Here is a 21,236-nt window from a genome sequence, read left to right as displayed (position 1 = left end):
ACGGACGGCGCGCGATCGACGAGCGCGGCTTCGGGGGGAACCAACGCTCAATGATGAATCGCCGCACCTTCCTCTATGCCGCCGCAGCGCTCGGCGCCGCTTCCATCGCGCTGCCCGGCGTCCAGGCGCAGGCCAAGCTCGAGAAGAACCGGGTCGTCCTGGCCGTGGGTGGCAAGTCGGCGTTCTATCACCTGCCGCTGACCGTGAGCCAGCAGCTCGGCTACTTCCACGACGAGGGCGTCGACGTCGAGATCACCGATTTCGCTGGTGGCACGCGGGCCCTGCAGGCGGTGATCGGTGGGACCGCCGACCTGGGCGCGGGGGCTTTCGAGCACACCATCAACCTGCAGTCCAAGGGCCAGTATTTCCAATCGATCGTGCTGCAGGCGCGCGCGCCGCAGATCGCCGTGGGCGTGTCGACCCGGACCCTGGGTGGCTACCACGGCGTGGCCGACCTGCGCGGCCGCAGGATCGGCGTCTCCGCACCGGGCGCCTCAACCCAGATGGTCGCCAGCCTGGTGCTGTCGCGCGCCGGTCTGCATGCCGGCGATGCGAACTATGTCGGCGTCGGCGTGGCGGCCGGCGCACTGGCGGCGATGCGGAGCGGCCAGGTCGACGCCATCAGCAACATCGATCCCGTGATGACGATGCTGGAGCAGAAGGGCGACGTGAAGATCGTCTGCGACACGCGCACCCTCAAGGACACGCTCGACCTGTTCGGCGGGCCGATGCCAGCGGCCTGCCTGTATGCGCCGGCCGAGTTCGTGCAACGCCATCCCCGGACCTGCCAGGCGATCGCCAATGCCGTCGTGCATGGGCTGAAGTGGCTGCAGACGGCGGGACCGGGCGACATCATCAAGACGGTGCCGGAAGCCTATCTGCTGGGCGACCGCGCGCTGTATCTCTCGGCCTTCGACAAGATGCGCGAAGCCATCTCGGTGGACGGCCTGGTGCCGGCCCAGGGACCCAAGACCGCACTGGCCGCTTTGAGCAGCTTCGATCCCTCCATCCAGGCCGATCGCATCGATCTCGACCGCACCTACACCAACCGCTTCGCGCAACGCGCCAAGGACCGGTTCCACGCCTGAGCCATGCCCGGGGCGACGCCGGTCCGGCGCCGTGCGTCGTCAACGTTTCTTGTTCGTGGCGGGGGCGGCGGCGGCCTGGCCCTTCTTGCGCACGACGGGTTGCCGCGCGGCGGCTGCGGCCGGGGGTCTTCTGCCGGCCGTCGTGGCCGCCCTGGGCGTGGTCGACACCGTCCGCTTGAGGGAGCCACCCTTCTGCGCCGGGATCGCCACGGTGGGCGCGGGCGCGGCGACCGCGCGGGGCGCGTTCGAGATGCTGGTGCCGACGCGGGCCGAACTGGCCGCCCGCACCGGGACGAACACCACCACCTGATAGCCGCGCTGGAAGGCATGGGTCGGCTTGACGTCGTTCCACTCGGCGACGCTGGCGGGGCTGACGCGATAGCGCCGGGCGATGCTCGCGACGCTCTCGTTGCGTCGTGCCTGGACCAGCGTGCGGCGCGTGACGATCTCCGGCTGGAAGCTCAGGTGACCGGTGTCGGCGACCAGGGCGTCGACGTCCTCGAGCACGCGCGAATTGCGCGGCACGATCAATGTCGAGCCGGCCTTGATGAGCATGCGCGGCGGCACGTTGTTGATGGCGCGCAGGTCGGTCTCGCTCATGCCCGAGCGCTGCGCGGCATCGGCCACGGTCATGGTGTCGGGCACGGTCCAGGCGGTCCAGCTCGCGTACTGGCCCTGCGTGTAGGCATCGAAGTTGCGCTGGAAGACGGCCGCGTTGTCCCAGGGCAGGAGCAGCTGCGGCGTGCCGGCGGCCAGCAGCACCGGCTTGTGCGCCGCCGGATTGAGGGCCCGGAAGTCCTCGACACGGACGTCGGCGAGCTTGGCGGCGAGCGCCACGTCGAGGTCCCGCGTGAGCGTCACGGTCTGGAAATAGGGGTGGTTGGAGATCACCGGCAGCTCGACCCGGAAGCGCTGCGGATCGGCCACGATGTTCTTGACCGCCTGCAGCTTGGGCACGTAGTTGCGCGTCTCGGCCGGCATGGAGAGATCGGTGTAGCCGGTGGCCAGCCCCGCGCGCTGGTTCTTGGCGATGGCGCGGCCGACGCTCCCTTCGCCCCAGTTGTAGGCCGCCAGGGCCAGGTGCCAGTCGCCGAACATGGTGTAGAGGCGCTGCAGGTAGTCGAGCGCGGCGCGGGTCGAGGCCAGCACGTCGCGCCGGTCGTCGCGGAAGATGTTCTGCTTGAGGTCGTAGTCGGTGCCGGTCGCGGGCATGAACTGCCACATGCCGGCCGCGCGGGCGCTGGAGACGGCCTGCGGATTGAAGGCGCTCTCGATGAACGGCAGGAGCGCCAGCTCGGTGGGCATGTTGCGGCGCTCGAGCTCCTCGACGATGTGGAAGATGTAGCGGTTCGAGCGTTCGGTCATGCGCTGGACATAGTCCGGGCGGCTGGCGTACCACTGCTCCTGGTCCTGCACCAGATCGCTCTCCAGGTCGGGCATCTTGAAGCCGCGGCGGATGCGGTCCCACATGTCGACCGGCGGGGCCAGATGGGCGACGCTGCGCGAGGAGGTCGATCCGGCGGTGATGGGGGTGAGGTTGCCGTCGGGGTAGACCGGCGCGGCGGTGCCGCTCTGGAGGGCCGTGCCACCGGCCGAGGGAGAACCGACGGAGGTCGGGCTGCTGGCGCAGCCCGCGAGGAAGAGGGCACCGGCCAGGACGGCCGCGATCGTAAGTTTCATCGGAAATCGTTTTTCCATTGGCGCAGCGCGGCGAAGACGTCGACTTGCGCGCTCTCGGCGGCAAGCCCGTCATGCGCCTGCAGCGCTTGAAGGACGGGGGCTTCGCGGCTGCGAAGGAAGGGGTTGATCCGGCGTTCGAGGCCGAGTCGGGCGGGCAGCGTGGGCTGGCCCTTGGCACGCAGTGCTTCGCACCGCGCGGTGTAGTGAGTCAATTCGACATTCGACGGTTCCACCGCGCGAGCGAACCGCAGGTTAGAAAGTGTGTATTCGTGGCCGCAGCACACGCGAGTGTCGTCGGGCAGGGCGGCGAGGGCGTCGAGCGATGCCAGCATCTGGGCCGGCGTGCCTTCGAACAGGCGTCCGCAGCCGCCGGAGAACAGGGTGTCGCCGCAGAACACGATCGGCGTCGCGATGTCGCGCGTCGGATCGGATGGCAGGAAGAACGCGATGTGGCCGGCCGTGTGGCCCGGGATGTCGAGCACGTCGAAACGCAGGCCGAGGGCTTCGGCGTGATCGCCCTGGGCGAGCGGTATGCAGGGCGCCGGGATGCGTTCGCGTGCCGGGCCGAAGACGGTGGCGCCGGTCGCCTCGCGCAGGGCGGCCACGCCGCCGGTGTGATCGGCGTGGTGGTGCGTGACTAGAATCGCCGACAGTTGCAGGGACTCGCGCGCCAGCGCATCGAACACCGGTTCGGCTTCCCCGGGGTCCACCACGATCGCGTGGCTCCCGTCATGCAGCATCCAGATGTAGTTGTCGGCGAGGGCGGGCAGCGGAACGAGGGTCATGAGCGGTCAAATTATAGGTTTGGAGGAATGGTTCGCGACCCCGCCAGGACGCCACCTGATGGCCTGGGAACAGCTGCAGTTCGATCACGCCGTGTCGGATGTCTTCGGCTACCACGCGCTGCAGCTCGGCTGCGCCGGCGTCGACGGTCTGCGCGCCAACCGCATGCCGCACCGCTGGATCGCCGATGCGCATCCCGATCCTTGCAAGGGACGTGCCGCGGCGCTCCTGACCGAATTCGACGCGCTTCCGTTCCAGGCCGCGAGCCTCGACCTGGTGCTGCTGCCGCACACTCTCGAATTGAGCCAGGATCCCCATGCCACGTTGCGCGAGGTCGAGCGCGTGCTGGTGCCGGAGGGCCGGGTGATGCTGTGCGGCTTCAATCCGGCCAGTCTCTGGGCCATGCGGCAGCGCCGCGCCCACCTGTGCAGGCGGCTGGGGTTCAGTGAACTCTTCCTGCCCGAAGGGACCGGCCTGATCGGCTACTGGCGCATGCGCGACTGGCTGCGCCTGCTCGGTTTCGAGGTCGAGTCGGTGCGCTTCGGCGTCTACCGGCCGGCGTTCCGCACCGAGGCGTGGCTGGAGCGTTTCCGCTGGTTCGACGTCGCCGGCGAGCGCTGGTGGCCGATCTTCGGCGCGGTCTATTTCATGGTCGCCGTCAAGCGCGTGCGCGGCCTGCGGCTGCGTGGCGCCCACTGGCGGCGCACCGTCCAGCGCGCCGGCGCGCCGGTGCCCATCGCCGGCCGGATGCATCGCGAAGCGCCTCCCGCATCCCCCTCATTCGATTCCCAAGGACACGACAGTTGACCGAAGTACAGATCTACACCGACGGCGCCTGCAAGGGCAATCCCGGACCCGGCGGCTGGGGCGCATGGCTCAAGTCGGGCGCGACGGAGAAGGAAATCTTCGGCGGCGAACTCGTCACCACCAACAATCGCATGGAACTCGAAGCGGTCATCGAGGGCCTGGCCGCGCTCAAGCGGCCCTGCAAGGTCGTCATCTACCTCGACAGCCAGTACGTGCGCCAGGGCATCACCGAGTGGATCCATGGCTGGAAGGCCAAGGGCTGGCGCACCTCCACCAAGCAGCCGGTCAAGAACGCCGAGCTCTGGCAGCGGCTGGACAAGCTGGTCCACGAGAGCGGCCACCAGATCGAGTGGCGCTGGGTCAAGGGGCACTCGGGGGATCCGGGCAACGAACGCGCCGACATGCTGGCCAACAAGGGCGTGCTGCGGGCCCAGGGCCGACTCTGAGGCACGCGCCCGGGCCGGGCCACCGACGGATCGCCGGCATCGCGCGGCCGCAGTGGCGCGGCTAGATCGCGCCGTCGAACATCATCACGTCGACCAGCTCGCCCGCCGCCACGGTCTCGGTCTCCGGGCCGAGCACCACCAATGCGTTGGCCGATGCCATCGAGCTCAGCACGCCCGAGCCCTGGTGGTCGGCCAGCCGCACCCGGGGCCATTCGCCCGGCATCGACTCGACGAAGCCACGCGGGAATTCGGTGCGACCGGCGCGCTTTCGCAGCGGCGCCGCGAGGCGGGCGCGCAGCAACGGTGGCGGACGGCAGGCGGCTTCGTTGCAACCCATGAGCTTGCGCAGCACGGGTCGCACGAAGACGAGGAAAGCGACCATCGCGGCCACCGGATTGCCCGGCAGGCCGACCAGCAGGACCTCCCGATCCGGCGCGCCGGGGGTGGCCGCCGGCGCGGCGATCGAGCCGACCGCCATCGGTCGGCCCGGGCGGATCGCCAGGCTCCAGAAGGCGACGTCGCCGAGTTCGCGCATCACGCGGCGGGTATGGTCGGCGTCGCCCGCGCTGACGCCGCCGGTGGTGACGATCGCATCGGCCTCGCGGGCGCCGCGGCGCAGGGCCGCCTCGAGCGCCACCGGCGCATCGGGCACCGGTCCGAGATCGACCACCTCGCAACCCAGGCGCGCCAGCAGCCCGCCCATCGCGGCGCGGTTGCTGTCGTAGATGGCACCCATGCGGGGCACCTCGCCCGGACCGAGCAACTCGTCGCCGGTGGAGAAGTACGCCACCCGCAGGCGGTCGAGCACCGGCAGCGTGGCGCGGCCGATGCTGGCGGCCAGACCGAGGGCGGCGGGCGTCAGCCGGTCGCCGGCGCGCAGCACCGGCTGGCCGGCCCGCAGGTCCTCGCCGGCGCGGCGGCGATTGGCGCCCCGGACCAGGGCCGCGCGCGGAAAGCTCACGCCGCCATCGGCGACGTGGCAGAGCTCCTGCGGCACGACGGTGTCGAGCCCGGCCGGCATCATGGCGCCCGTCATGATGCGCACGGCCTCGCCGGCAGCCACCTCCACGCCACGCACGCCGCCAGCCAGGGCGGTGCCCGCGGCGACGCGCAAGCGCAGGGTCGGGCCATCGGCCGACGCGGCCTCCGCGAGGACGGCACCATCGAAGGCATAGCCGTCCATCGCCGAGTTGTCGTGCGGGGGCACGTCGACCGGCGCGACGACGTCGTCCGCCAGCACGCGGTCGAGCGCGTCGCGCAACGGCAGCTCACGCGATGCCAGGGCGGCCGGCTGCGCGACGAGCCGGTCGAGGAAGGCGAGCGCGACGTCGACATGCATGGCGGAGGGATCGTGGCCAGGCAGCGTGGCGGCGATGGCGGCGATGGCGGCGATGCGGCTCATGGTGCCGGCCCGGCCGTCGTCGTGGCGCGCGTCGTGCCGGCGGCGAGGGCGCGCAGGGCGTCGAGCTCGTCGAGCGTGTTGGCGTTGCGGAACGCATCCGGATCGTCGCCCGGCCGGTCGAAGGACACGAGCGCCACGCGGTGAGCGGCGGTCCAGCCATCGATCTTGCGGCCGCCATCGGCGACGAAGCATCGCAGGTCATCGAGCAGCTTCACGCGCAACAGGCAGCACACCGGTTGTGGACGCAGCACTGGCATGCCATGCCGATCGGATTGCGGCGCGACCGCCACCGCCAGGTCGGCCCCGGCCTCGACGAGTCCCGCCGCCAGGCGCGTGGCGAGGTCGTGGGGGAACAACGGCGAGTCGCACGGCACCGTCAGCAGGAGCGGCGTCTCGCACCGCGCCAGGCCGGCCAGGAAGCCGGCGAGGGGGCCCGGATGATCGGGCACGTCGTCGCACCAGACCGGCGCGCCGAAGGATTCGTAGGTCGGCTGCTCGCGATTGGCATTGACGGCCACCTGGCCCACCTGCGGCCGCAGGCGGCTCAAGGCATGCAGCGCCAGCGGCACGCCGCCGAAGTCCTGCAGCCCCTTGTCGATGCCACCCATGCGGGTACCCCGGCCACCGGCGAGCACGAGACCCGTGATGTCCTGGCGACCGATCGGAGTCATCCGCCGATGTAGCTCATCTCGACGCGGCGCGGCGTCGCGGCATCGGCGGCCGGTTCGGGGGGGCGCGAGGCGCGCAACTCGGAATAGCGATCGGCCCGGCCCCGCCAGATGCCGGCGATCTCCTGCAGGATGCGTTCGTCGCTCGCCGCCGCCACGACCTGGCCGTCGGCGCCGACCTGCTCGCGCACCAGTGGACGCAGGTCGTGGCCCCGGCTGCCGAACAGGCACAGGTAGAGCCGGCCCTCGGTCGACAGGCGGGCGCGGCTGCAGTCGCCGCAGAAGGCGCGCGTCACGCTGCTGATGACGCCGATCTCGCCCAATGCCGGATCGGCGCGGCCCTCGGCATCGGCATAGCCCCAGCGCTGGGCGGTCTCGCCGGGCGCGCTGGCCTCGAGCGTAACCAGCGGGAATTCCGCCGCGATGCGCCGCACCACCTCGGCCGATGGCACGACCTCGTGCATGCGCCAGCCATTGGTGGCACCGACGTCCATGTATTCGATGAAGCGCAGGGTCGCGCCGGAGCCGCGGAAATGGCGCGCCATCGGCACGATCTCCTGGGCATTGGTGCCGCCCTTGACCACCATGTTGATCTTGACCGGACCCAGGCCGGCGTCGAGCGCCGCGTCGATGCCGGCGAGCACGTCGGCCACCGGGAAGTCGACGTCGTTCATGCGCCGGAACACGGCGTCGTCGAGGGCGTCGAGGCTGACCGTCACGCGGTTCAGGCCGGCCGCCTTCAAGGCCTTGGCCTTGCGCGCGAGCAGCGAGCCATTCGTGGTCAGCGTCAGGTCGAGCGGCAGGCCATCGGGCGTGCGCAGCGCGGCGAGCTGTTCGACCAGGCGCTCGATGTCCTTGCGCAAGAGCGGCTCGCCCCCGGTCAGGCGGATCTTGCGCACTCCTTGCGCCGCGAACAGGCGCGCGAGGCGCGTGATCTCCTCGAAGCTCAACAGCGCCGCATGCGGCACATAGCGATGGTTCTTGTCGAACACTTCCTTGGGCATGCAGTAGCTGCAGCGGAAGTTGCACCGGTCCGTGACGCTGATGCGCAGGTCGGTCAGGGGGCGACCCAGTCGATCGATCAGGACGCCATCGGAGGCCAGCGGCCGATCGGTCCCGGGTGACGGAGACGACGTCGGGAACGATGCGCGGCCGATATCGGCGATAGAGACGAAGGTTTCGATCATGGGCCGGGGCAATTTAACCCAAGGCCCCGAACTGGTGGCTTCGCGTGGTTACTGCGTGGCTGTAGGCGACGATGACGCCTTGCACGGTCTAGGCGGGGTGTCCGACACCCTGGTTAAGAATAACTATCATCTGATGATTGGTTCCGTCATCAACGTCAACGAAGGAGTCTCATGACCTACGCACTGCCCAAGCTTCCCTACGCCTACGACGCGCTCGAGCCGCACATCGACGCGCAGACGATGGAGATCCACTACACCAAGCACCATCAGACCTACATCAACAATCTCAATGCGGCGCTCGACGGCACCGAGCACGCCGACGTTCCCGTCGAGCAGCTCATCGCGGGTGTCGAGCAGCTGCCGGAGAAGCTGCGGGCGCCGGTGCGCAACAACGGTGGCGGCCACGCCAACCACAGCCTGTTCTGGACCGTGATGTCGCCCCAGGGCGGCGGCGCGCCGACGGGTGAACTGGCGCAGGCGATCGACGCCGACCTCGGCGGCCTCGATGCCTTCAAGGAAGCCTTCACCAAGGCGGCATTGACGCGCTTCGGCAGCGGCTGGGCCTGGCTGACGGTGTCCAAGGACGGCAAGCTGGCCGTCGAGAGCAGCGGCAACCAGGACAGCCCGCTCATGACCGGCATCGGCTCGGGCAACACCCCGATCCTCGGTCTGGACGTGTGGGAACATGCCTACTACCTCAAGTATCAGAATCGTCGCCCCGAGTACATCGCCGCGTTCTATAACGTCGTCGACTGGAACGAAGTGGCCCGGCGCTTCGCCGCCGCCCGCGGCTGACCGGTCCACCGCGGTGGGGCAGGGGACTGGCTCCGACGGGTGTTCCGGCCCGCGCCACGTCCCGTAACCTGCAACGCTGAAGGCGAATCGATCCATGAAAGACCCGGCTTCGGCACCTCTGGTGCGTCTGCCCCGCTCCTTGCGGGAACGCATCGGACTGGGCGTCCTCGTGGTCGGCGGACTCTGGGTGCTGGCCCAGACCTGGCAGCTCGCCAGCGCCAACCCGGTGATCATGCAGGCGCTCATCGGCGGCTCCATCGCCGCCATGGCGACCGCGCTGGGCACGGTGCCGGTGATGTTCTCCCAGCGACTCTCCGACCGGGTGCAGGACACGCTGTTCGGCTTCGGCGCCGGCGTGATGCTCGCGGCCTGCGCGTTCTCGCTGGTCATACCGGGGCTGGAGGCGGCCAAGTCGATCGGCGTCTTCGGCGGTGGCCGCTGGGCGGCGGGCAGCGTCATCGGCATCGCCATCCTGCTGGGCGCCGCGGCGCTGCTGGCCATGGACCGCCTGCTGCCGCACGAACACTTCATCAAGGGTCGCGAGGGCCAGTCGGCGCAGAAACTGCGCCGGACCTGGCTGTTCGTCATCGCCATCGCGCTGCACAACCTTCCCGAGGGTCTGGCCATCGGCGTCGGTTATGCCGGCAACGAGGGTGTGCGCGCCAACGCGCTGGCCACCGGCATCGCGATCCAGGACGTGCCCGAGGGCCTGGTGGTCGCCGTGGCCCTGCTGTCGGCCGGCTATCGACGAGCGTTCGCCGTGGCGCTGGGCATGGCCTCGGGCCTGGTCGAGCCGATCGGCGCGGTGTTCGGCGCCGCCATCGTCGGCTATTCGGCGGCGCTGCTGCCGTGGGGCCTCGGCTTCGCGGCCGGCGCGATGCTGTTCGTCATCAGCCACGAGATCATCCCGGAGTCGCACCGCAAGGGCCACGAGGCCTTCGCCACGGCCGGCCTGATGGTCGGCTTCGTGCTCATGATGCTGCTGGACACGGCCCTGGGCTGACCGGGACGGACTCAGCCGTGGCGGATGGCCACGGTCTTGAGCGTGGTGAAGCCATAGAGGGCCTCGAAGCCCTTCTCCCGACCATAGCCCGAAGACTTGACGCCGCCGAAGGGTAGCTCCACGCCGCCGCCGGCACCATAGTTGTTGATGAACACCTGGCCGGTGCGCAGGCGCTTGGCCATGCGGAACTGGCGCGCGCCATCCTGCGTCCAGACACCCGAGACCAGTCCGAACTGCGTGGCATTGGCCAGGGCGATGGCCTCGTCCTCGTCGCGGAACGACATCGCCGCGAGCACCGGTCCGAAGACCTCCTCCTGGGCCAGGCGGTGATCGACCGGCACGTCGCGCAGCAGGGTCGGCGCCTGGTAGAAGCCGGTCTCGGGTGCCTCGTCGACCACCACGCCCTGCGCCACCATCGGGATGCCCGCGACCTGGGCGTCCGACAGGAAGTCCCAGACGCGCTGCTGCTGCGACTGGCGGATGAGCGGCCCGACGTCGAGGTCCATGGCCGCCGGTCCGACCCGCAGCGCCTCGAAGGCGCGGCCCAGGCGTTCCAGCAGCAGCTCGTAGATGTCCTGCTGGATCAGCACGCGGGAGCCGGCCGAACAGGTCTGGCCGGCGTTCTGGACGATGGCGTTGATGATCACCGGCACGGCCGCGCCCAGGTCGGCGTCGGCGAAGATGAGTTGCGGGCTCTTGCCGCCCAGTTCCAGGGTCACCGGGCAGTGACGCTCGGCGGCGACCTGCTGGATCAGGGTGCCGACGGAGGGGCTGCCGGTGAAGCTGATGTGGTCGATGCCTTCATGGCGGGCCAGCGCGTCGCCCACCTCGTGGCCATAGCCCGTGACGATGTTGAGCGCGCCGGCCGGAAAACCCGCCTCGGCGGCCAGTTCGGCCACCCGCAGGAGGGACAGGCAGGCATCCTCGGCCGGCTTGACCACGCAGACGTTGCCCGCGGCCAGGGCGCCGCCCACGCTGCGGCCGAAGATCTGCATCGGATAGTTCCACGGGACGACGTGGCCGGTCACGCCATGGGGCTCGCGCCAGGTGAAGACGCTGTAGCCGTCCTGGTAGGGGATGGTCTCGCCATGGAACTTGTCGCAGGCGCCGGCGTAGAACTCGAAATAGCGGACCAGCGCCAGGGCGTCGGCGCGCGCCTGCTTGACCGGCTTGCCGCAGTCGCGCTGCTCGAGGGCGGCGAGCTCGTCGACGTGATCGGCGATCTTCTGCGACAGCCGGTACAGGAGCCGGCCGCGCTCGGCGGCGCTGACCTTGTGCCAGACGTTCTCGAAACAGTCGCGCGCGGCGCGCACGGCGGCATCGATGTCCTCGGCGGTGCTGCGCTGGATCTCGTCGAAGGGCTGGCCGTCGGACGGATCGATGACGGGGATCGTGCGGCCCGAGGCGGAGGGCACGGCGGCATTGGCGATGTAGTTGAACTGCATGGTGGATGGGCGTTGGAGGAGGGGGGGACGAAGCGACGGCGCGGGCGCGCGCACGGGCGTGCATGGTACGGCGATGGCCGGTCGCGACGCCACTTGCAAAGTCCCCGAAGCGCCCCAATTGCTTCGCATGAACGCAACACGCTCTTCCACTTCCAAGGCACCCCATGCCGGGCTGGACATCGCCGAGAGGCTGGCGCATCTGCTCGAACGGCTCGATCGCAGCGCCGTGCCGGTCGGTGCCGACCAGTACCGCTCGGTCGTGATGCATCTGGTGCACGAGTTCGCCGATGTCGAATCGGGACCGGCGCTGGGTCAACTGCTCGACCGGTATCCGGCCGCGGCCGAACTGTACGAAAACGTCAATTACGCGCATGCCGGCCTGTGCCGCACGTCGCTGGACGTGTCGCTCGCCGCCGAGATGCAGGCGCGCGACGTCCTCGCGCGGGCCATGCGTCGTGCTGGCGATGCCGACCACCGGGGCGCCACCGATGTCCAAGGCTGACGTCAAGACGGCCGTGGTGGCCGACGGCCTGCGCTACAAGTCGAAGCCGTCGGGTTCGCCCTTCCGCGCCTCGGCCTCGTTCAGCGGCGCGACGATGTCGTGCTTCATGTGCGGCAAGCATCGCCTGCGCTCGCAGATGCGGACCCGTCAGGTGCTGGGCAAGTCGCAGAGCGTCTGCGCGCCTTCCTGCAAGGCGCTGCAGGAGGCGCTGGATGCCGGCGAAAGCGGTGTCGCCGCGCCCACCGCACCGACGCCCGAGGAGGGATGACGCGCGAGCCGGGTCCGCCGCTCGGTCGGCCTGCGCTCACCCGCCATGCAGACGTGCCACCAGCGGCACGATCAGCAGCGCCACGATGTTGATGATCTTGATGAGCGGATTCACGGCCGGGCCGGCGGTGTCCTTGTAGGGATCGCCGACCGTGTCGCCGGTGACGGCGGCCTTGTGCGCCTCCGAGCCCTTGCCGCCATGGTGGCCGTCCTCGATGTATTTCTTGGCGTTGTCCCAGGCGCCGCCACCGGTGCACATGCTGATCGCCACGAACAGGCCGGTCACGATGGTCCCCATCAGCAACCCGCCCAGCGCCCGGGGTCCCAGCAGCAATCCGACGACGATCGGCACCACCACCGGCAGCAGGGAAGGCACCATCATCTCCCTGATCGCCGCGCTGGTGAGCATGTCGACGGCCCGGCCGTACTCGGGCCGCGCGGTACCGGCCATGATGCCCGGGATCTCCCGGAACTGCCGCCGCACCTCCTCCACCACCGCGCCGGCCGCGCGTCCCACCGCCTCCATGGCCATGGCGCCGAAGAGATAGGGGATGAGGCCGCCGATGAACAGGCCGACGATCACCATCGGGTCGCCGAGATCGAAACGGATCGTCTGGCCATAGCTCTCCAGCCGGTGCGTGTAGTCGGCGAACAGCACCAGCGCGGCGAGGCCGGCGGAGCCGATGGCGTACCCCTTGGTCACGGCCTTGGTGGTGTTGCCGACGGCGTCGAGCGGGTCGGTCACGGCGCGCACGCTGGCGGGCAGTTCGGCCATCTCGGCGATGCCGCCGGCGTTGTCGGTGATGGGGCCGTAGGCGTCCAGGGCGATCACGATGCCCGCCATGCTCAGCATCGCCGTGGCCGCGACCGCGATGCCGTAGAGACCGGCCAGCCCGTGCGCCGCCAGGATGGCGAGGCAGACGAACAGCACCGGCCAGGCCGTCGAGCGCATCGACACGCCCAGGCCGGCGATGATGTTGGTGCCGTGTCCGGTGGTCGAGGCCTGCGCGATGTGGCGCACCGGCGGGTACTGCGTGCCGGTGTAGAACTCCGTGATCCACACCAGCGCCGCCGTCAGCACCAGCCCGACCACGCAGGCTCCGAACAGGCGTGGCGCGCTGCCCTGGGGGCGGATGGCGTCGTCGGGGATCAGCCAGGCCGTGACGAACCAGAAGGCGACCAGCGACAGCACGCCCGCCACCGCGAGGCCACGATAGAGCGCCGGCATCACATGGATCGTCCCGGGCCTGGCCCTGACGAAGAAGCAGCCCACGATGGAGGCGACGATCGACACCCCGCCCAGCGCCAGCGGGTAGAGGACCGCGTTGGCGGGCGCCGCCGTCACCAGCAGTGCGCCGAGCACCATGGTGGCGATGAGCGTCACGGCATAGGTCTCGAACAGGTCGGCAGCCATGCCGGCGCAGTCACCGACGTTGTCGCCCACGTTGTCGGCGATCACGGCCGGATTGCGCGGATCGTCCTCCGGGATCCCGGCCTCGACCTTGCCGACCAGATCGGCGCCGACATCGGCTCCCTTGGTGAAGATGCCGCCCCCGAGCCGGGCGAAGATCGAGATCAGCGAGGATCCGAAGGCGAAGCCGACCAGCGGATCGAGCAGGGCGGCCAGGCCCGCGCCGGCGGCGGGCAGCCCGCCACGCGCCAGGAAGGCATAGAAGCCGGTGACACCCAGCAGGCCCAGGCCGACCACCAGCATGCCGGTGATCGCGCCACCACGGAATGCCACGTCCAGCGCCGCCCCGATGCCCCGCGTCGCGGCCTGGGCGGTCCGCACGTTGGCGCGCACCGAGATGTTCATGCCGATGAAGCCGCAGGCGCCGGAGAGCGCCGCCCCGATCACGAACCCGGCCGCCGTGGCGATGTCCAGGAACAGGCCGATCAGCACGGCCAGCACCGCGCCGACGATGGCGATGGTGCGGTACTGCCGCGCCAGGTAGGCGGCCGCGCCTTGCTGGATGGCCGCAGCGATCTCCTGCATGCGGGCGTTGCCGGGGTCCTGCGCGAGGATCCAGCTGCGCGCCCAGACACCGTAGATGACGGCGACGAGGCCGCAGACGCCGGCGAGGATGAGAGGGGTGTTGCCAATCATGGGACTCGTTCTCCTGTCGTGCCGGGTGGACCACGGGAGACGAAAGCCGGGATACCCGAGCGTCAACGCGTCCGGGCCTCGTGCCTTCCGTCGCGTTGCTTCCTCGGCGCCGCCCCGGCGTAGCAGGGAAACCGATTGGCCAACGGCGGCAATTTACAGGCAAAACTCGTCGTCCGGACGGCCCGCGACGGTCCGGAAAGTAAACTGCGGGTTTGTCCCGGGGCCGCATTCCAGCGGCGTGCGCCGCCCCGGCTTCCGTTTTTTTACACTCCACCGACAAGCGAACATGTCCCTCGACAAAGTCTCCCCCGGCAAGAACATTCCCGATTCCTTCAACGTGGTCATCGAGATCCCGATGAATTCCGATCCGATCAAGTACGAGGTGGACAAGGAGTCCGGCGCGCTGTTCGTCGATCGCTTCATGACGACCGCCATGTACTACCCGGCCAACTACGGCTTCGTGCCGCAGACGCTCTCGGGCGACGGCGACCCGGTCGACGTGCTGGTCATCGCCCCCTATCCGCTGCTGCCCGGCGTGGTGGTGCCGTGCCGCCCGTTGGGCATCCTGATGATGGAGGACGAAGCCGGTGTCGATGGCAAGGTGCTGGCCGTGCCCACCACCAAGGTGCTGCCGATCTACAGCCACTGGAACTCGATCGACGACGTGAACCCGATGCGCCTGAAGGCCATCAGCCACTTCTTCGAGCACTACAAGGACCTGGAAGCGGGCAAGTGGGTCAAGGTGCTGGGCTGGGAAGGCCTGGAAGCCGCCAAGAAGGAAGTGCTCGACGGCATCGCCAACTACGGCAAGTGAGCGGCCGGGTCTCCCGCCGACGGTGTCGTCGTTGAGGGGGACGCCATCCTGAAGGGGCTGCGCTCCTCCAGATGCTCCAGGTAGTCGCCGATGCCCGCGCCCTCGCGCTCGAGGAAGCGCTCCACGGCATCGGCGAACGAGGGATGCGCGAGCCAGTGCGCGCTGGTGGTCCTGACCGGCATCAGGGCGCGCGCCATCTTGTGCTCGCCCTGGGCGCCGCCCTCGAAACGCGCCACGCCGTGCGCGATGCACCATTCGAGCGGCTGGTAGTAACAGGCCTCGAAATGCAGGCAGTCCACGCGCTCGACCGCTCCCCAGTAGCGCCCGTACGCGGCCTGCGGCCGGTCGGGCTCGGCACCATTGCCGTCGACCGACAGGGCGATCAGGCTGGCTGCGATCGGTCGACCCTCGCGTTCGGCGATGAACAGCAGCCAGGCCTCGGGCAGGGTCTCGGCCATGCGGTGGAAGAAGTCGCGCTGCAGGTAGGGAGCGTTGCCATGCTCGCGATAGGTGCGGGCATAGCAGCGATAGAAGAAATCCCAGTCGTCCCGTGCGATGTCGACGCCACGCGACCATCTGAAGGTGACACCCGCGTCGCGCACCTTGCGGCGCTCCTGGCGGATCTTCTTGCGCTTGTCGTGCGCCAGGCCGGCGAGGAAGGTCTCGAAGTCGGCATAGCCGGCGTTGTGCCAGTGGAACTGCACCGTGTTGCGCAGCATCAGGCCGGCCTCGGTGCTGGCGGCGATGTCCTCGTCGGCGCCGAACAGCAGGTGCAGCGATGACAGTCCGGCCTGGCGGCACCACTGGATGAGACCATCGACCAGCAGCGTGCGGCTGTCCGCGTCGAGCGCGAGCAGTCGGGCGCCCGGCACCGGCGTGAACGGCACCGCCACGACCGCCTTGGGGTAGTAGCGCAGGCCGTGCTGCTCGTAGGCATTGGCCCAGGCCCAGTCGAACACGTACTCGCCATAGGAATGGTCCTTGACGTAGAGCGGGCAGGCCGCGACCAGTGCCGTGCCGCGCCAGAGGGTGGCGAATTGCGGCGTCCAGCCGCTCGCCGGCGTCGCGCTGCCGCTGGTGTGCAGGGCGGCCAGGTATTCATGGCGCATGAAGGGGCTGGGCGCGGCCTGGGCGGCGAGGAGGCGGTTCCAGTCGGCGGCATCGATGTCGCCGGGGTCGCCATGGATGCGCAGGGTGGGCGGGGTCGGTGGGGTGGACGGGGTCATGGGATCGGACGCCCGCGGGCGCCCAGGTGTTCGGCGATGTAGATGCCGCCCAGCACCAGCGCGAGCGCCACGGCATGGAACGGCGACAGGGGCTCGCCCAGCACGAGGACGGCCAGGAGCGGCCCGAAGATCGGCACCAGGTTGAGGAACATGCCCGCGCGCGCCGGGCCGATCAGGCTGACCGCCTGCATGAAGGTCAGTTGCGAGACGAAGGAGGGCAGCAGGCCGATGAAAAGCACCAGCAACAGGCCGGTCGGGGTCGGCATGAATGCCTCGCCACGCACGATCTCGATGGCGACCAGCGGCAGCGATACCAGCGCCGCCACCGCTGCCGTCGCGGCGAAGAAGACGACCGCCGGCACTGCCGGGCGCCGGCGCAGACCGAGCGCGTAGCCCGCGTAGAAGACGCAGCCGACGATCATCCAGAGGTCGCCGATGTTGAAGCGCAGCGATGCCAGCGCCGCCAGGTGCCCCTGCGATGCCACGACCACGATGCCCGCCAGGGTCAGCAGGACCCCCAGCGCCTGCACCCAGCCGATGCGCGTGCCGAAGACCAGCAGACTGCCGAGCAGCACGAAGACCGGGATGGTGCCCTGGATGATCGCGATGTTGATGGCGGTGGTGTGATGGGCCGCGGCGTAGAACAGCGCATTGAAACCCGTGAAGCCCAGGGTGCCCATGAGCGCGATGTGGCGCCACGACGGTCGCAGGACGTGCCAGTGCTCGGCGATCCGGCGTCTGGAGGTCAGCAGGAGGGCCGCGCAGCAGACCGTCCAGCGCAGGAAGGTCAGCACCATGGGCGAGATCTCGCCGACGGCGAGACGTGCGGCGACGGCATTCGCGCCCCAGATCAGCATCGTGAAGACGAGCAGCACGTAGGCTTGGTCGTTCACCCATCGCCACAGCACCCGGTGCCGTGCCGAAGCGGTGGGATCGTCCGGAGGATCGCCTGCCGCGGATTCGGAAAATGAGGTGCGCATCGCCGATCGAGATTAACAGCGTGTGCCCGGCGGTGCTGGCAGGCGGCCGATTCGCGTTAACCTATCCGTTGGCGCGTCGCCCCCGAACCCTCAGGAAGGATATTCATGAAGCTCATCACCGTCATCGTCAAACCGTTCAAGCTCGACGACGTGCGCGAAGCGTTGGCCGAGGTCGGCGTCTCCGGGCTCACGGTCACGGAGGTCAAGGGTTTCGGCCGGCAGAAGGGGCATACCGAGCTCTATCGCGGGGCCGAGTATGTGGTCGACTTCCTGCCCAAGATGAAGATCGAGGTGGTGGTCAACGAAGGCGACCTCGATCGCTGCGTGGATGCCATCATCGGTGCCGCACGCACCGGCAAGATCGGCGATGGCAAGATCTTCGTCACCAGCGTCGAACGCGTGGTGCGCATCCGCACCGGCGAAGAGGACGAGGCCGCGGTCTGAGCCCGGGGGCCGAGTCTCGCTAGACCACGTCCGCCAACCGATCGTCGGATGGTCGGCGGCGGGATTCCTCCACCAGCGCTTCCAGCAGGGGCTCGAGCGTGTCGCCGCTGCGGATCAGATCCATCTGCCAGGACGACATCAGGCCTTCGCGCACGCTGTGGGCCATGAAGGCCAGCAGACCGTCGTAGTAGCCGGCGACATTGAGGAGACCGATCGGCTTGTCGTGATAGCCGAGCTGGCGCCAGGTCCAGATCTCGAACAGTTCCTCGAAGGTTCCGATCCCGCCGGGCTGGGCGAGAAAGGCACCGGCGCGCTCGCCCATCAGGGCCTTGCGCTCATGCATGGTATCGACGACCAGAAGCTCGTCGCAGGCGCGGTTCGCCACTTCCTTGTCCACCAGTGCCTGCGGGATGATGCCCACCACGCGACCGCCCGCCGCGCGGGTGGCTTCGGCCACCGTGCCCATGAGCCCGGTCCTCCCACCGCCGTAGACGAGTTGACCTTGATGCCGGCCGATCCAGTGGCCGACGGCCTCGGCGGCCTGGGAGTATTCGGGACGCTCGCCGGGTCGCGAGCCGCAATAGACGCAAATCGAAAAAGCAGGATTCATGCAGTGATCATGCCGCCAATGCGTGACAGGCTCCCGGGCGAGCGGATCCGAGGACCTCAGGGCGTTCCACCGAAACGGCTCCACAGCGCCGCGGCCCAGAGGGCACCGCAGGTCAGCAGGGACAGCAGCACGGCGGCGCTGCCCAGGTCCTTGGCCTTCTTCGAGAGGGCATGCCATTCGGGGCCGACGCGATCGATCGCGGCCTCGATGCCGCTGTTCAGGAGTTCGACGATCAGGACCAGCATCACGGACGACGCGAGCAGGCCGATCTCGACCCAGCCGCGTCCGACCCAGGACGCCGCTGGCACGAGCACCAGGGCCGCAACGGCTTCCTGGCGGAATGCCGTCTCGCCCCAGCCGGCGCGCAGGCCGGCCCACGAGATCAAGCCCGCGTGGACGATGCGGTTCAGCCCCCGTCGCGTCTTCTGAGGATTGACCGGGCCCTCGGGCCCTGGGTCCTTCCGGTCGTCGTCGAGAAGATTCATGACGTGCCCGGACCCTTCAAGAGCGGCTCATGGGTCGAGAGCTCACGAGGCGCGTGCCGGCCCAGGCGTCGTGCCAGAACTGACGCTCCGGATGGAATCGGGCGAGCAGGGCCCAGACGATCACCCAGCCGGCCACGAGCAGGGCGGATTCGCCACCGGAAAGGCGAAACGGTGCGATCGCCGCCAGGGGTGGCAGGAACCAGACCCAGGACAGGAGATAGCGCAGAGCGGCGCGGCCCTGGGTGACGGCTCGGCCATGCCGATCGACCAGACGGAGGTTCCAGGTCTTCATGGCGAGCGTCTGGCCGCGCGACCAGAACCAGGCGAAGTAGATGCCGAAGACGACGAACAGAAAGGCCTGCAGCAGGTGACGACGAGCATCCATCGCGTCGCGCATCTGGCCCAGGGTGCTGAACAGCCAGCCGGCGACGAAGACGACCGCGAACAGCAGCATCCCCTCGTAGAGCCAGCAGGCCATGCGCCGCCACAGACCCGGGACGTCACGCGCCACGGGAGGCTCGCTGGTCGTGAGGCGGGATGGCGGCAGTGTCGTGTCCGTATCCATCACGGGCGTGCCGGGCTCAGGATGCATCGTCACCGGATTCAGAGCGATGGCGCATCGGGGGCCCTCTTCGTGGACTCCTGCGGAGCGGCCGATCGGGACGTGGCTCTGGACGTGCCGTTCCGTAACGCCGGGGCGACCACCGGCGCGAGCTTGCGCGCCGGGACGGGGGCGATCGTCGGTGCGACGCCCACCGGCCTGGCGGGCGCCCGCTCCGCGAGACGGCGTTTCTCGTCCTCACTGAGTGCCTGGTAGGCCTCCCACTTGGCCCGGCGCTCGTCCGCGGGAAGCTGCTTCACCTCGGCGAAATTGAAGCGGGCCTGTGCGCGTTCCCGCTGGCTCAAAGTGGCCCATTGCGTCATGCGGCTGTGCTGTATGGCTTGTTCGGCTGGCGAGAGCTTCGCATGATTGCGCGAAAGCGCCAGCCATTTGCGTTTGTGCTGTTCCGAGAGTTCATCCCATACCAACGTCAGTGGATACAGCGCATGCTGCTGCTCCGGAGTCAACTCCCGCCATGCCGGCCGCGATGGCACCGCTCGCATGGCTGTCCTCGCCGGCGACGATGCGCCCGTCTCCACGCGGGCAACCGGCAGCGGCTGGCCATGGACACGTCCGTGCGACGCGACGAGAACGATGCCGCCGAGCAATGCAACGCTCAGACCGCAACGCAGCGAAAGGGGAAGAGAGGACACCGTGGAGGACCCTGGAAGCGGGATGAGCCGAGCAATGAGGTGAAGCGAGGCATCGAGCACGACGGGCAGTCGCCTCGAGGTCGGCGCTTATCGTGCGGAGGAGTCGCTCTTGAGGAACTGGGCGAAGCCGGGATCGGCATAGGCGGCCGGGGGCAGGTCGTCGGCGAGCAGCGCCGAGTCGACATCTGCCAGTTCGCTGGCTCGATCGTCGTCCTGGACGACGCTGATAACCAGCAGACCTGCCACCAAGGCCACCAGCGGGATGACGGCACCCAGCCGGTTCCACCAGACCTGGCCCAGGCCCAGCATGGCTTCGCCGCCGGAATTCCCGACGGTCGTCACCTGCCGGGTCGGACGACGGCGATTCGAGACCGCCCGGGTCCGTGCCACGCGGAGCCGTTCGACGACGTCGTGGGGCAATTCCTGCGTGCCCTCGGACAGGCGGGACACGATTCGGCGAGCGAAGCGCTCATCCGCGGACATCGGAGGATGGGAGCCGGACGAAGACCGTGACAGAGTCTCCCCGGCGGTGATCGACGACATGTTCATAGCGATATTCCCTTGGCCGTGAGCGCTTTGCTCAACGCGTGGACGGCACGCGAACAGTGGGTTTTGACGCTGCCTTGCGAGCAACCCATGGCTGCAGCGGTTTCCGCCACATCCATTTCTTCCCAGTAACGCATCAGGAAAGCCTCGCGTTGACGACCTGGCAAGGCGGCGATCTCTTCTTCGATCTCCCTGAAGATCTGCGCGCGACGCGTGGCGTCCTCTGCGCTCTCCGACTCGCGGGAATCGATCGGGGACGCCAGGTTCTCGAGAAGATCGAAGTCGCCATCGCCGTCGGCGTTCTCGAAATCGCCCATCGTGGAGAACAGGGCGCGTCGCGTCTTCTGGCGACGAAACCAGTCGAGCGTGCAATTCGAGAGGATTCGCTGGAACAGCATCGGCAATTCCCGTGCGGGCTTGTCACCATAGTGTTCGGCGAGTTTCATCATGCTGTCCTGCACGATGTCGAGCGCGGCTTCCTGATCTTTGACGTGGTAGACCGAGCGCTTGAAAGCCCGCCGTTCGACGCTCTTCAGGAATTCGGAAAGTTCTTGTTCGGTAGCCAAGTCGCAGGGGCGCATCGTGGCGCCGTGTGGGGGTCTGTCTTCCGCGGCAGTCGAGTTCTTTTTTGCGCGGATTATGGCACCGCCCCCATCGGGGAGATCGAGTCGCATCGCGTCAATGTCATAATCCGCAT

Annotated in this window: 24 protein-coding genes; 9 read left to right on the top strand and 15 right to left on the bottom strand. The window is 68.9% G+C overall.

All coding sequences use genetic code 11. The annotated features are described in order from the left end of the window. Positions 1-50: 50 nt before the first annotated feature. Entirely contained in the window at positions 51-1,088 is a 1,038-nt protein-coding gene (locus AC1MLT_RS05615) for an ABC transporter substrate-binding protein (RefSeq protein WP_481034276.1), read from the top strand. 39 nt (positions 1,089-1,127) lie between these two features. Here AC1MLT_RS05615 and AC1MLT_RS05610 read toward each other — a convergent pair whose 3' ends face one another. Both AC1MLT_RS05610 and gloB read right to left on the bottom strand, forming a co-directional pair. After that, positions 1,128-2,768 carry a transglycosylase SLT domain-containing protein gene (locus tag AC1MLT_RS05610; RefSeq protein WP_481034275.1) on the bottom strand — a complete coding sequence of 547 codons (1,641 nt, stop codon included), beginning with the start codon at positions 2,766-2,768 and terminating at the stop codon, positions 1,128-1,130. Continuing rightward, complete coding sequence (gene gloB / locus AC1MLT_RS05605; RefSeq protein WP_481034274.1) at positions 2,765-3,553, bottom strand: hydroxyacylglutathione hydrolase; 789 nt, start codon at positions 3,551-3,553, stop codon at positions 2,765-2,767. The genes AC1MLT_RS05610 and gloB overlap by 4 nt, the downstream gene beginning before the upstream one ends. 19 nt (positions 3,554-3,572) lie before the next feature. Here gloB and AC1MLT_RS05600 point away from each other — a divergent pair, with 19 nt between their 5' ends. Together AC1MLT_RS05600 and rnhA are read left to right on the top strand one after the other, a co-directional pair. Next, complete coding sequence (locus AC1MLT_RS05600) at positions 3,573-4,358, top strand: class I SAM-dependent methyltransferase (RefSeq protein ID WP_481034273.1); 786 nt, start codon at positions 3,573-3,575, stop codon at positions 4,356-4,358. Further along, the gene (gene rnhA / locus AC1MLT_RS05595) at positions 4,355-4,804 is read left to right on the top strand and encodes a ribonuclease HI (protein WP_481034272.1); all 450 of its coding nucleotides are present in this window, start codon (positions 4,355-4,357) and stop codon (positions 4,802-4,804) included. The genes AC1MLT_RS05600 and rnhA overlap by 4 nt, the downstream gene beginning before the upstream one ends. Positions 4,805-4,865: 61 nt before the next feature. On the opposite strand, the gene moeA is transcribed toward rnhA, so the two are convergent. The 3 genes from moeA to moaA are packed head-to-tail and all read right to left on the bottom strand — an operon-like array spanning position 4,866 to position 8,061. Next, positions 4,866-6,197 (bottom strand): molybdopterin molybdotransferase MoeA, encoded by a 1,332-nt coding sequence (gene moeA, locus AC1MLT_RS05590; protein ID WP_481034912.1) that lies wholly within the window; start codon positions 6,195-6,197, stop codon positions 4,866-4,868. A 5-nt stretch (positions 6,198-6,202) separates the two neighbouring features. Beyond that, positions 6,203-6,877, bottom strand: coding sequence for a molybdenum cofactor guanylyltransferase MobA (gene mobA / locus AC1MLT_RS05585; RefSeq protein ID WP_481034270.1), 675 nt, complete (start codon positions 6,875-6,877; stop codon positions 6,203-6,205). Beyond that, on the bottom strand, positions 6,874-8,061 hold the full coding sequence (moaA, locus tag AC1MLT_RS05580; protein WP_481034269.1) for a GTP 3',8-cyclase MoaA: 1,188 nt from the start codon (positions 8,059-8,061) through the stop codon (positions 6,874-6,876). Before moaA ends, mobA begins: the two co-directional genes overlap by 4 nt. Positions 8,062-8,232: 171 nt before the next feature. On the opposite strand from moaA, the gene AC1MLT_RS05575 reads away from it, so the two are divergent. Both AC1MLT_RS05575 and AC1MLT_RS05570 read left to right on the top strand, forming a co-directional pair. After that, positions 8,233-8,856: a superoxide dismutase gene (locus AC1MLT_RS05575; RefSeq protein WP_481034268.1), complete on the top strand. Its 624-nt coding sequence runs from the start codon at positions 8,233-8,235 to the stop codon at positions 8,854-8,856. A gap of 94 nt (positions 8,857-8,950) precedes the next feature. After that, a complete protein-coding gene (locus tag AC1MLT_RS05570) occupies positions 8,951-9,859 on the top strand; it encodes a ZIP family metal transporter (RefSeq protein ID WP_481034267.1) in 909 nt (302 codons plus the stop codon). Positions 9,860-9,870: 11 nt separating this feature from the next. On the opposite strand, the gene AC1MLT_RS05565 is transcribed toward AC1MLT_RS05570, so the two are convergent. Next, complete coding sequence (locus tag AC1MLT_RS05565; RefSeq protein ID WP_481034266.1) at positions 9,871-11,304, bottom strand: aldehyde dehydrogenase family protein; 1,434 nt, start codon at positions 11,302-11,304, stop codon at positions 9,871-9,873. Positions 11,305-11,431: 127 nt separating this feature from the next. On the opposite strand from AC1MLT_RS05565, the gene AC1MLT_RS05560 reads away from it, so the two are divergent. Together AC1MLT_RS05560 and AC1MLT_RS05555 are read left to right on the top strand one after the other, a co-directional pair. Then, a complete protein-coding gene (locus tag AC1MLT_RS05560; protein ID WP_481034265.1) occupies positions 11,432-11,806 on the top strand; it encodes a hypothetical protein in 375 nt (124 codons plus the stop codon). Further along, a complete protein-coding gene (locus AC1MLT_RS05555; RefSeq protein WP_481034264.1) occupies positions 11,793-12,074 on the top strand; it encodes a hypothetical protein in 282 nt (93 codons plus the stop codon). Before AC1MLT_RS05560 ends, AC1MLT_RS05555 begins: the two co-directional genes overlap by 14 nt. 36 nt (positions 12,075-12,110) lie before the next feature. On the opposite strand, the gene AC1MLT_RS05550 is transcribed toward AC1MLT_RS05555, so the two are convergent. After that, on the bottom strand, positions 12,111-14,180 hold the full coding sequence (locus AC1MLT_RS05550; RefSeq protein ID WP_481034263.1) for a sodium-translocating pyrophosphatase: 2,070 nt from the start codon (positions 14,178-14,180) through the stop codon (positions 12,111-12,113). Between the two features lie 286 nt (positions 14,181-14,466). On the opposite strand from AC1MLT_RS05550, the gene ppa reads away from it, so the two are divergent. Beyond that, complete coding sequence (ppa, locus tag AC1MLT_RS05545) at positions 14,467-14,994, top strand: inorganic diphosphatase (RefSeq protein WP_481034261.1); 528 nt, start codon at positions 14,467-14,469, stop codon at positions 14,992-14,994. Here the strand turns inward: ppa and AC1MLT_RS05540 are convergent. Beyond that, positions 14,982-16,220: a GNAT family N-acetyltransferase gene (locus tag AC1MLT_RS05540; RefSeq protein WP_481034260.1), complete on the bottom strand. Its 1,239-nt coding sequence runs from the start codon at positions 16,218-16,220 to the stop codon at positions 14,982-14,984. The two genes, ppa and AC1MLT_RS05540, sit on opposite strands and share 13 nt — an antisense overlap. Further along, the gene (locus tag AC1MLT_RS05535; protein WP_481034259.1) at positions 16,217-17,113 is read right to left on the bottom strand and encodes a DMT family transporter; all 897 of its coding nucleotides are present in this window, start codon (positions 17,111-17,113) and stop codon (positions 16,217-16,219) included. The genes AC1MLT_RS05540 and AC1MLT_RS05535 overlap by 4 nt, the downstream gene beginning before the upstream one ends. 192 nt (positions 17,114-17,305) lie before the next feature. Between AC1MLT_RS05535 and AC1MLT_RS05530 the strand changes: the two genes are divergently transcribed. Beyond that, positions 17,306-17,644: a P-II family nitrogen regulator gene (locus AC1MLT_RS05530; RefSeq protein ID WP_296307205.1), complete on the top strand. Its 339-nt coding sequence runs from the start codon at positions 17,306-17,308 to the stop codon at positions 17,642-17,644. Positions 17,645-17,663: 19 nt separating this feature from the next. Here AC1MLT_RS05530 and AC1MLT_RS05525 read toward each other — a convergent pair whose 3' ends face one another. The 6 genes from AC1MLT_RS05525 to AC1MLT_RS05500 all read right to left on the bottom strand — a co-directional run bounded on the left by AC1MLT_RS05525 (position 17,664) and on the right by AC1MLT_RS05500 (position 21,105). Further along, a complete protein-coding gene (locus AC1MLT_RS05525; protein WP_481034257.1) occupies positions 17,664-18,254 on the bottom strand; it encodes an LOG family protein in 591 nt (196 codons plus the stop codon). Between the two features lie 56 nt (positions 18,255-18,310). Continuing rightward, a complete protein-coding gene (locus AC1MLT_RS05520) occupies positions 18,311-18,739 on the bottom strand; it encodes a diacylglycerol kinase (RefSeq protein WP_296307208.1) in 429 nt (142 codons plus the stop codon). Between the two features lie 16 nt (positions 18,740-18,755). Beyond that, complete coding sequence (locus tag AC1MLT_RS05515; protein WP_481034911.1) at positions 18,756-19,331, bottom strand: RDD family protein; 576 nt, start codon at positions 19,329-19,331, stop codon at positions 18,756-18,758. Between the two features lie 11 nt (positions 19,332-19,342). After that, entirely contained in the window at positions 19,343-19,993 is a 651-nt protein-coding gene (locus AC1MLT_RS05510) for a DUF3106 domain-containing protein (protein WP_481034255.1), read from the bottom strand. Between the two features lie 87 nt (positions 19,994-20,080). Next, the gene (locus AC1MLT_RS05505; RefSeq protein WP_296307211.1) at positions 20,081-20,542 is read right to left on the bottom strand and encodes a DUF3619 family protein; all 462 of its coding nucleotides are present in this window, start codon (positions 20,540-20,542) and stop codon (positions 20,081-20,083) included. Continuing rightward, a complete protein-coding gene (locus AC1MLT_RS05500) occupies positions 20,539-21,105 on the bottom strand; it encodes an RNA polymerase sigma factor (RefSeq protein ID WP_481034910.1) in 567 nt (188 codons plus the stop codon). Before AC1MLT_RS05500 ends, AC1MLT_RS05505 begins: the two co-directional genes overlap by 4 nt. Positions 21,106-21,236 lie beyond the last annotated feature (131 nt).

This window comes from Variovorax sp. PEI5, assembly GCF_056679935.1.
The sequence above is the reverse complement of the archived record's forward strand: the minus strand, read 5'-3'. Positions and strand labels throughout refer to the sequence as shown.

Bases quoted from the DNA above. Each gene is read 5' to 3' on its own strand.
- AC1MLT_RS05555 (WP_481034264.1), top strand. From the start codon at position 11,793: ATGTCCAAGGCTGACGTCAAGACGGCCGTGGTGGCCGACGGCCTGCGC.
- AC1MLT_RS05525 (WP_481034257.1), bottom strand. From the start codon at position 18,254: ATGAATCCTGCTTTTTCGATTTGCGTCTATTGCGGCTCGCGACCCGGC.
- AC1MLT_RS05515 (WP_481034911.1), bottom strand. From the start codon at position 19,331: ATGCATCCTGAGCCCGGCACGCCCGTGATGGATACGGACACGACACTG.
- AC1MLT_RS05530 (WP_296307205.1), top strand. From the start codon at position 17,306: ATGAAGCTCATCACCGTCATCGTCAAACCGTTCAAGCTCGACGACGTG.
- AC1MLT_RS05550 (WP_481034263.1), bottom strand. From the start codon at position 14,180: ATGATTGGCAACACCCCTCTCATCCTCGCCGGCGTCTGCGGCCTCGTC.
- AC1MLT_RS05560 (WP_481034265.1), top strand. From the start codon at position 11,432: ATGAACGCAACACGCTCTTCCACTTCCAAGGCACCCCATGCCGGGCTG.
- moaA (WP_481034269.1), bottom strand. From the start codon at position 8,061: ATGATCGAAACCTTCGTCTCTATCGCCGATATCGGCCGCGCATCGTTC.
- mobA (WP_481034270.1), bottom strand. From the start codon at position 6,877: ATGACTCCGATCGGTCGCCAGGACATCACGGGTCTCGTGCTCGCCGGT.
- AC1MLT_RS05575 (WP_481034268.1), top strand. From the start codon at position 8,233: ATGACCTACGCACTGCCCAAGCTTCCCTACGCCTACGACGCGCTCGAG.
- AC1MLT_RS05570 (WP_481034267.1), top strand. From the start codon at position 8,951: ATGAAAGACCCGGCTTCGGCACCTCTGGTGCGTCTGCCCCGCTCCTTG.
- AC1MLT_RS05615 (WP_481034276.1), top strand. From the start codon at position 51: ATGATGAATCGCCGCACCTTCCTCTATGCCGCCGCAGCGCTCGGCGCC.
- AC1MLT_RS05505 (WP_296307211.1), bottom strand. From the start codon at position 20,542: ATGAACATGTCGTCGATCACCGCCGGGGAGACTCTGTCACGGTCTTCG.
- AC1MLT_RS05520 (WP_296307208.1), bottom strand. From the start codon at position 18,739: ATGAATCTTCTCGACGACGACCGGAAGGACCCAGGGCCCGAGGGCCCG.
- AC1MLT_RS05540 (WP_481034260.1), bottom strand. From the start codon at position 16,220: ATGACCCCGTCCACCCCACCGACCCCGCCCACCCTGCGCATCCATGGC.
- AC1MLT_RS05565 (WP_481034266.1), bottom strand. From the start codon at position 11,304: ATGCAGTTCAACTACATCGCCAATGCCGCCGTGCCCTCCGCCTCGGGC.
- AC1MLT_RS05610 (WP_481034275.1), bottom strand. From the start codon at position 2,768: ATGAAACTTACGATCGCGGCCGTCCTGGCCGGTGCCCTCTTCCTCGCG.
- ppa (WP_481034261.1), top strand. From the start codon at position 14,467: ATGTCCCTCGACAAAGTCTCCCCCGGCAAGAACATTCCCGATTCCTTC.
- gloB (WP_481034274.1), bottom strand. From the start codon at position 3,553: ATGACCCTCGTTCCGCTGCCCGCCCTCGCCGACAACTACATCTGGATG.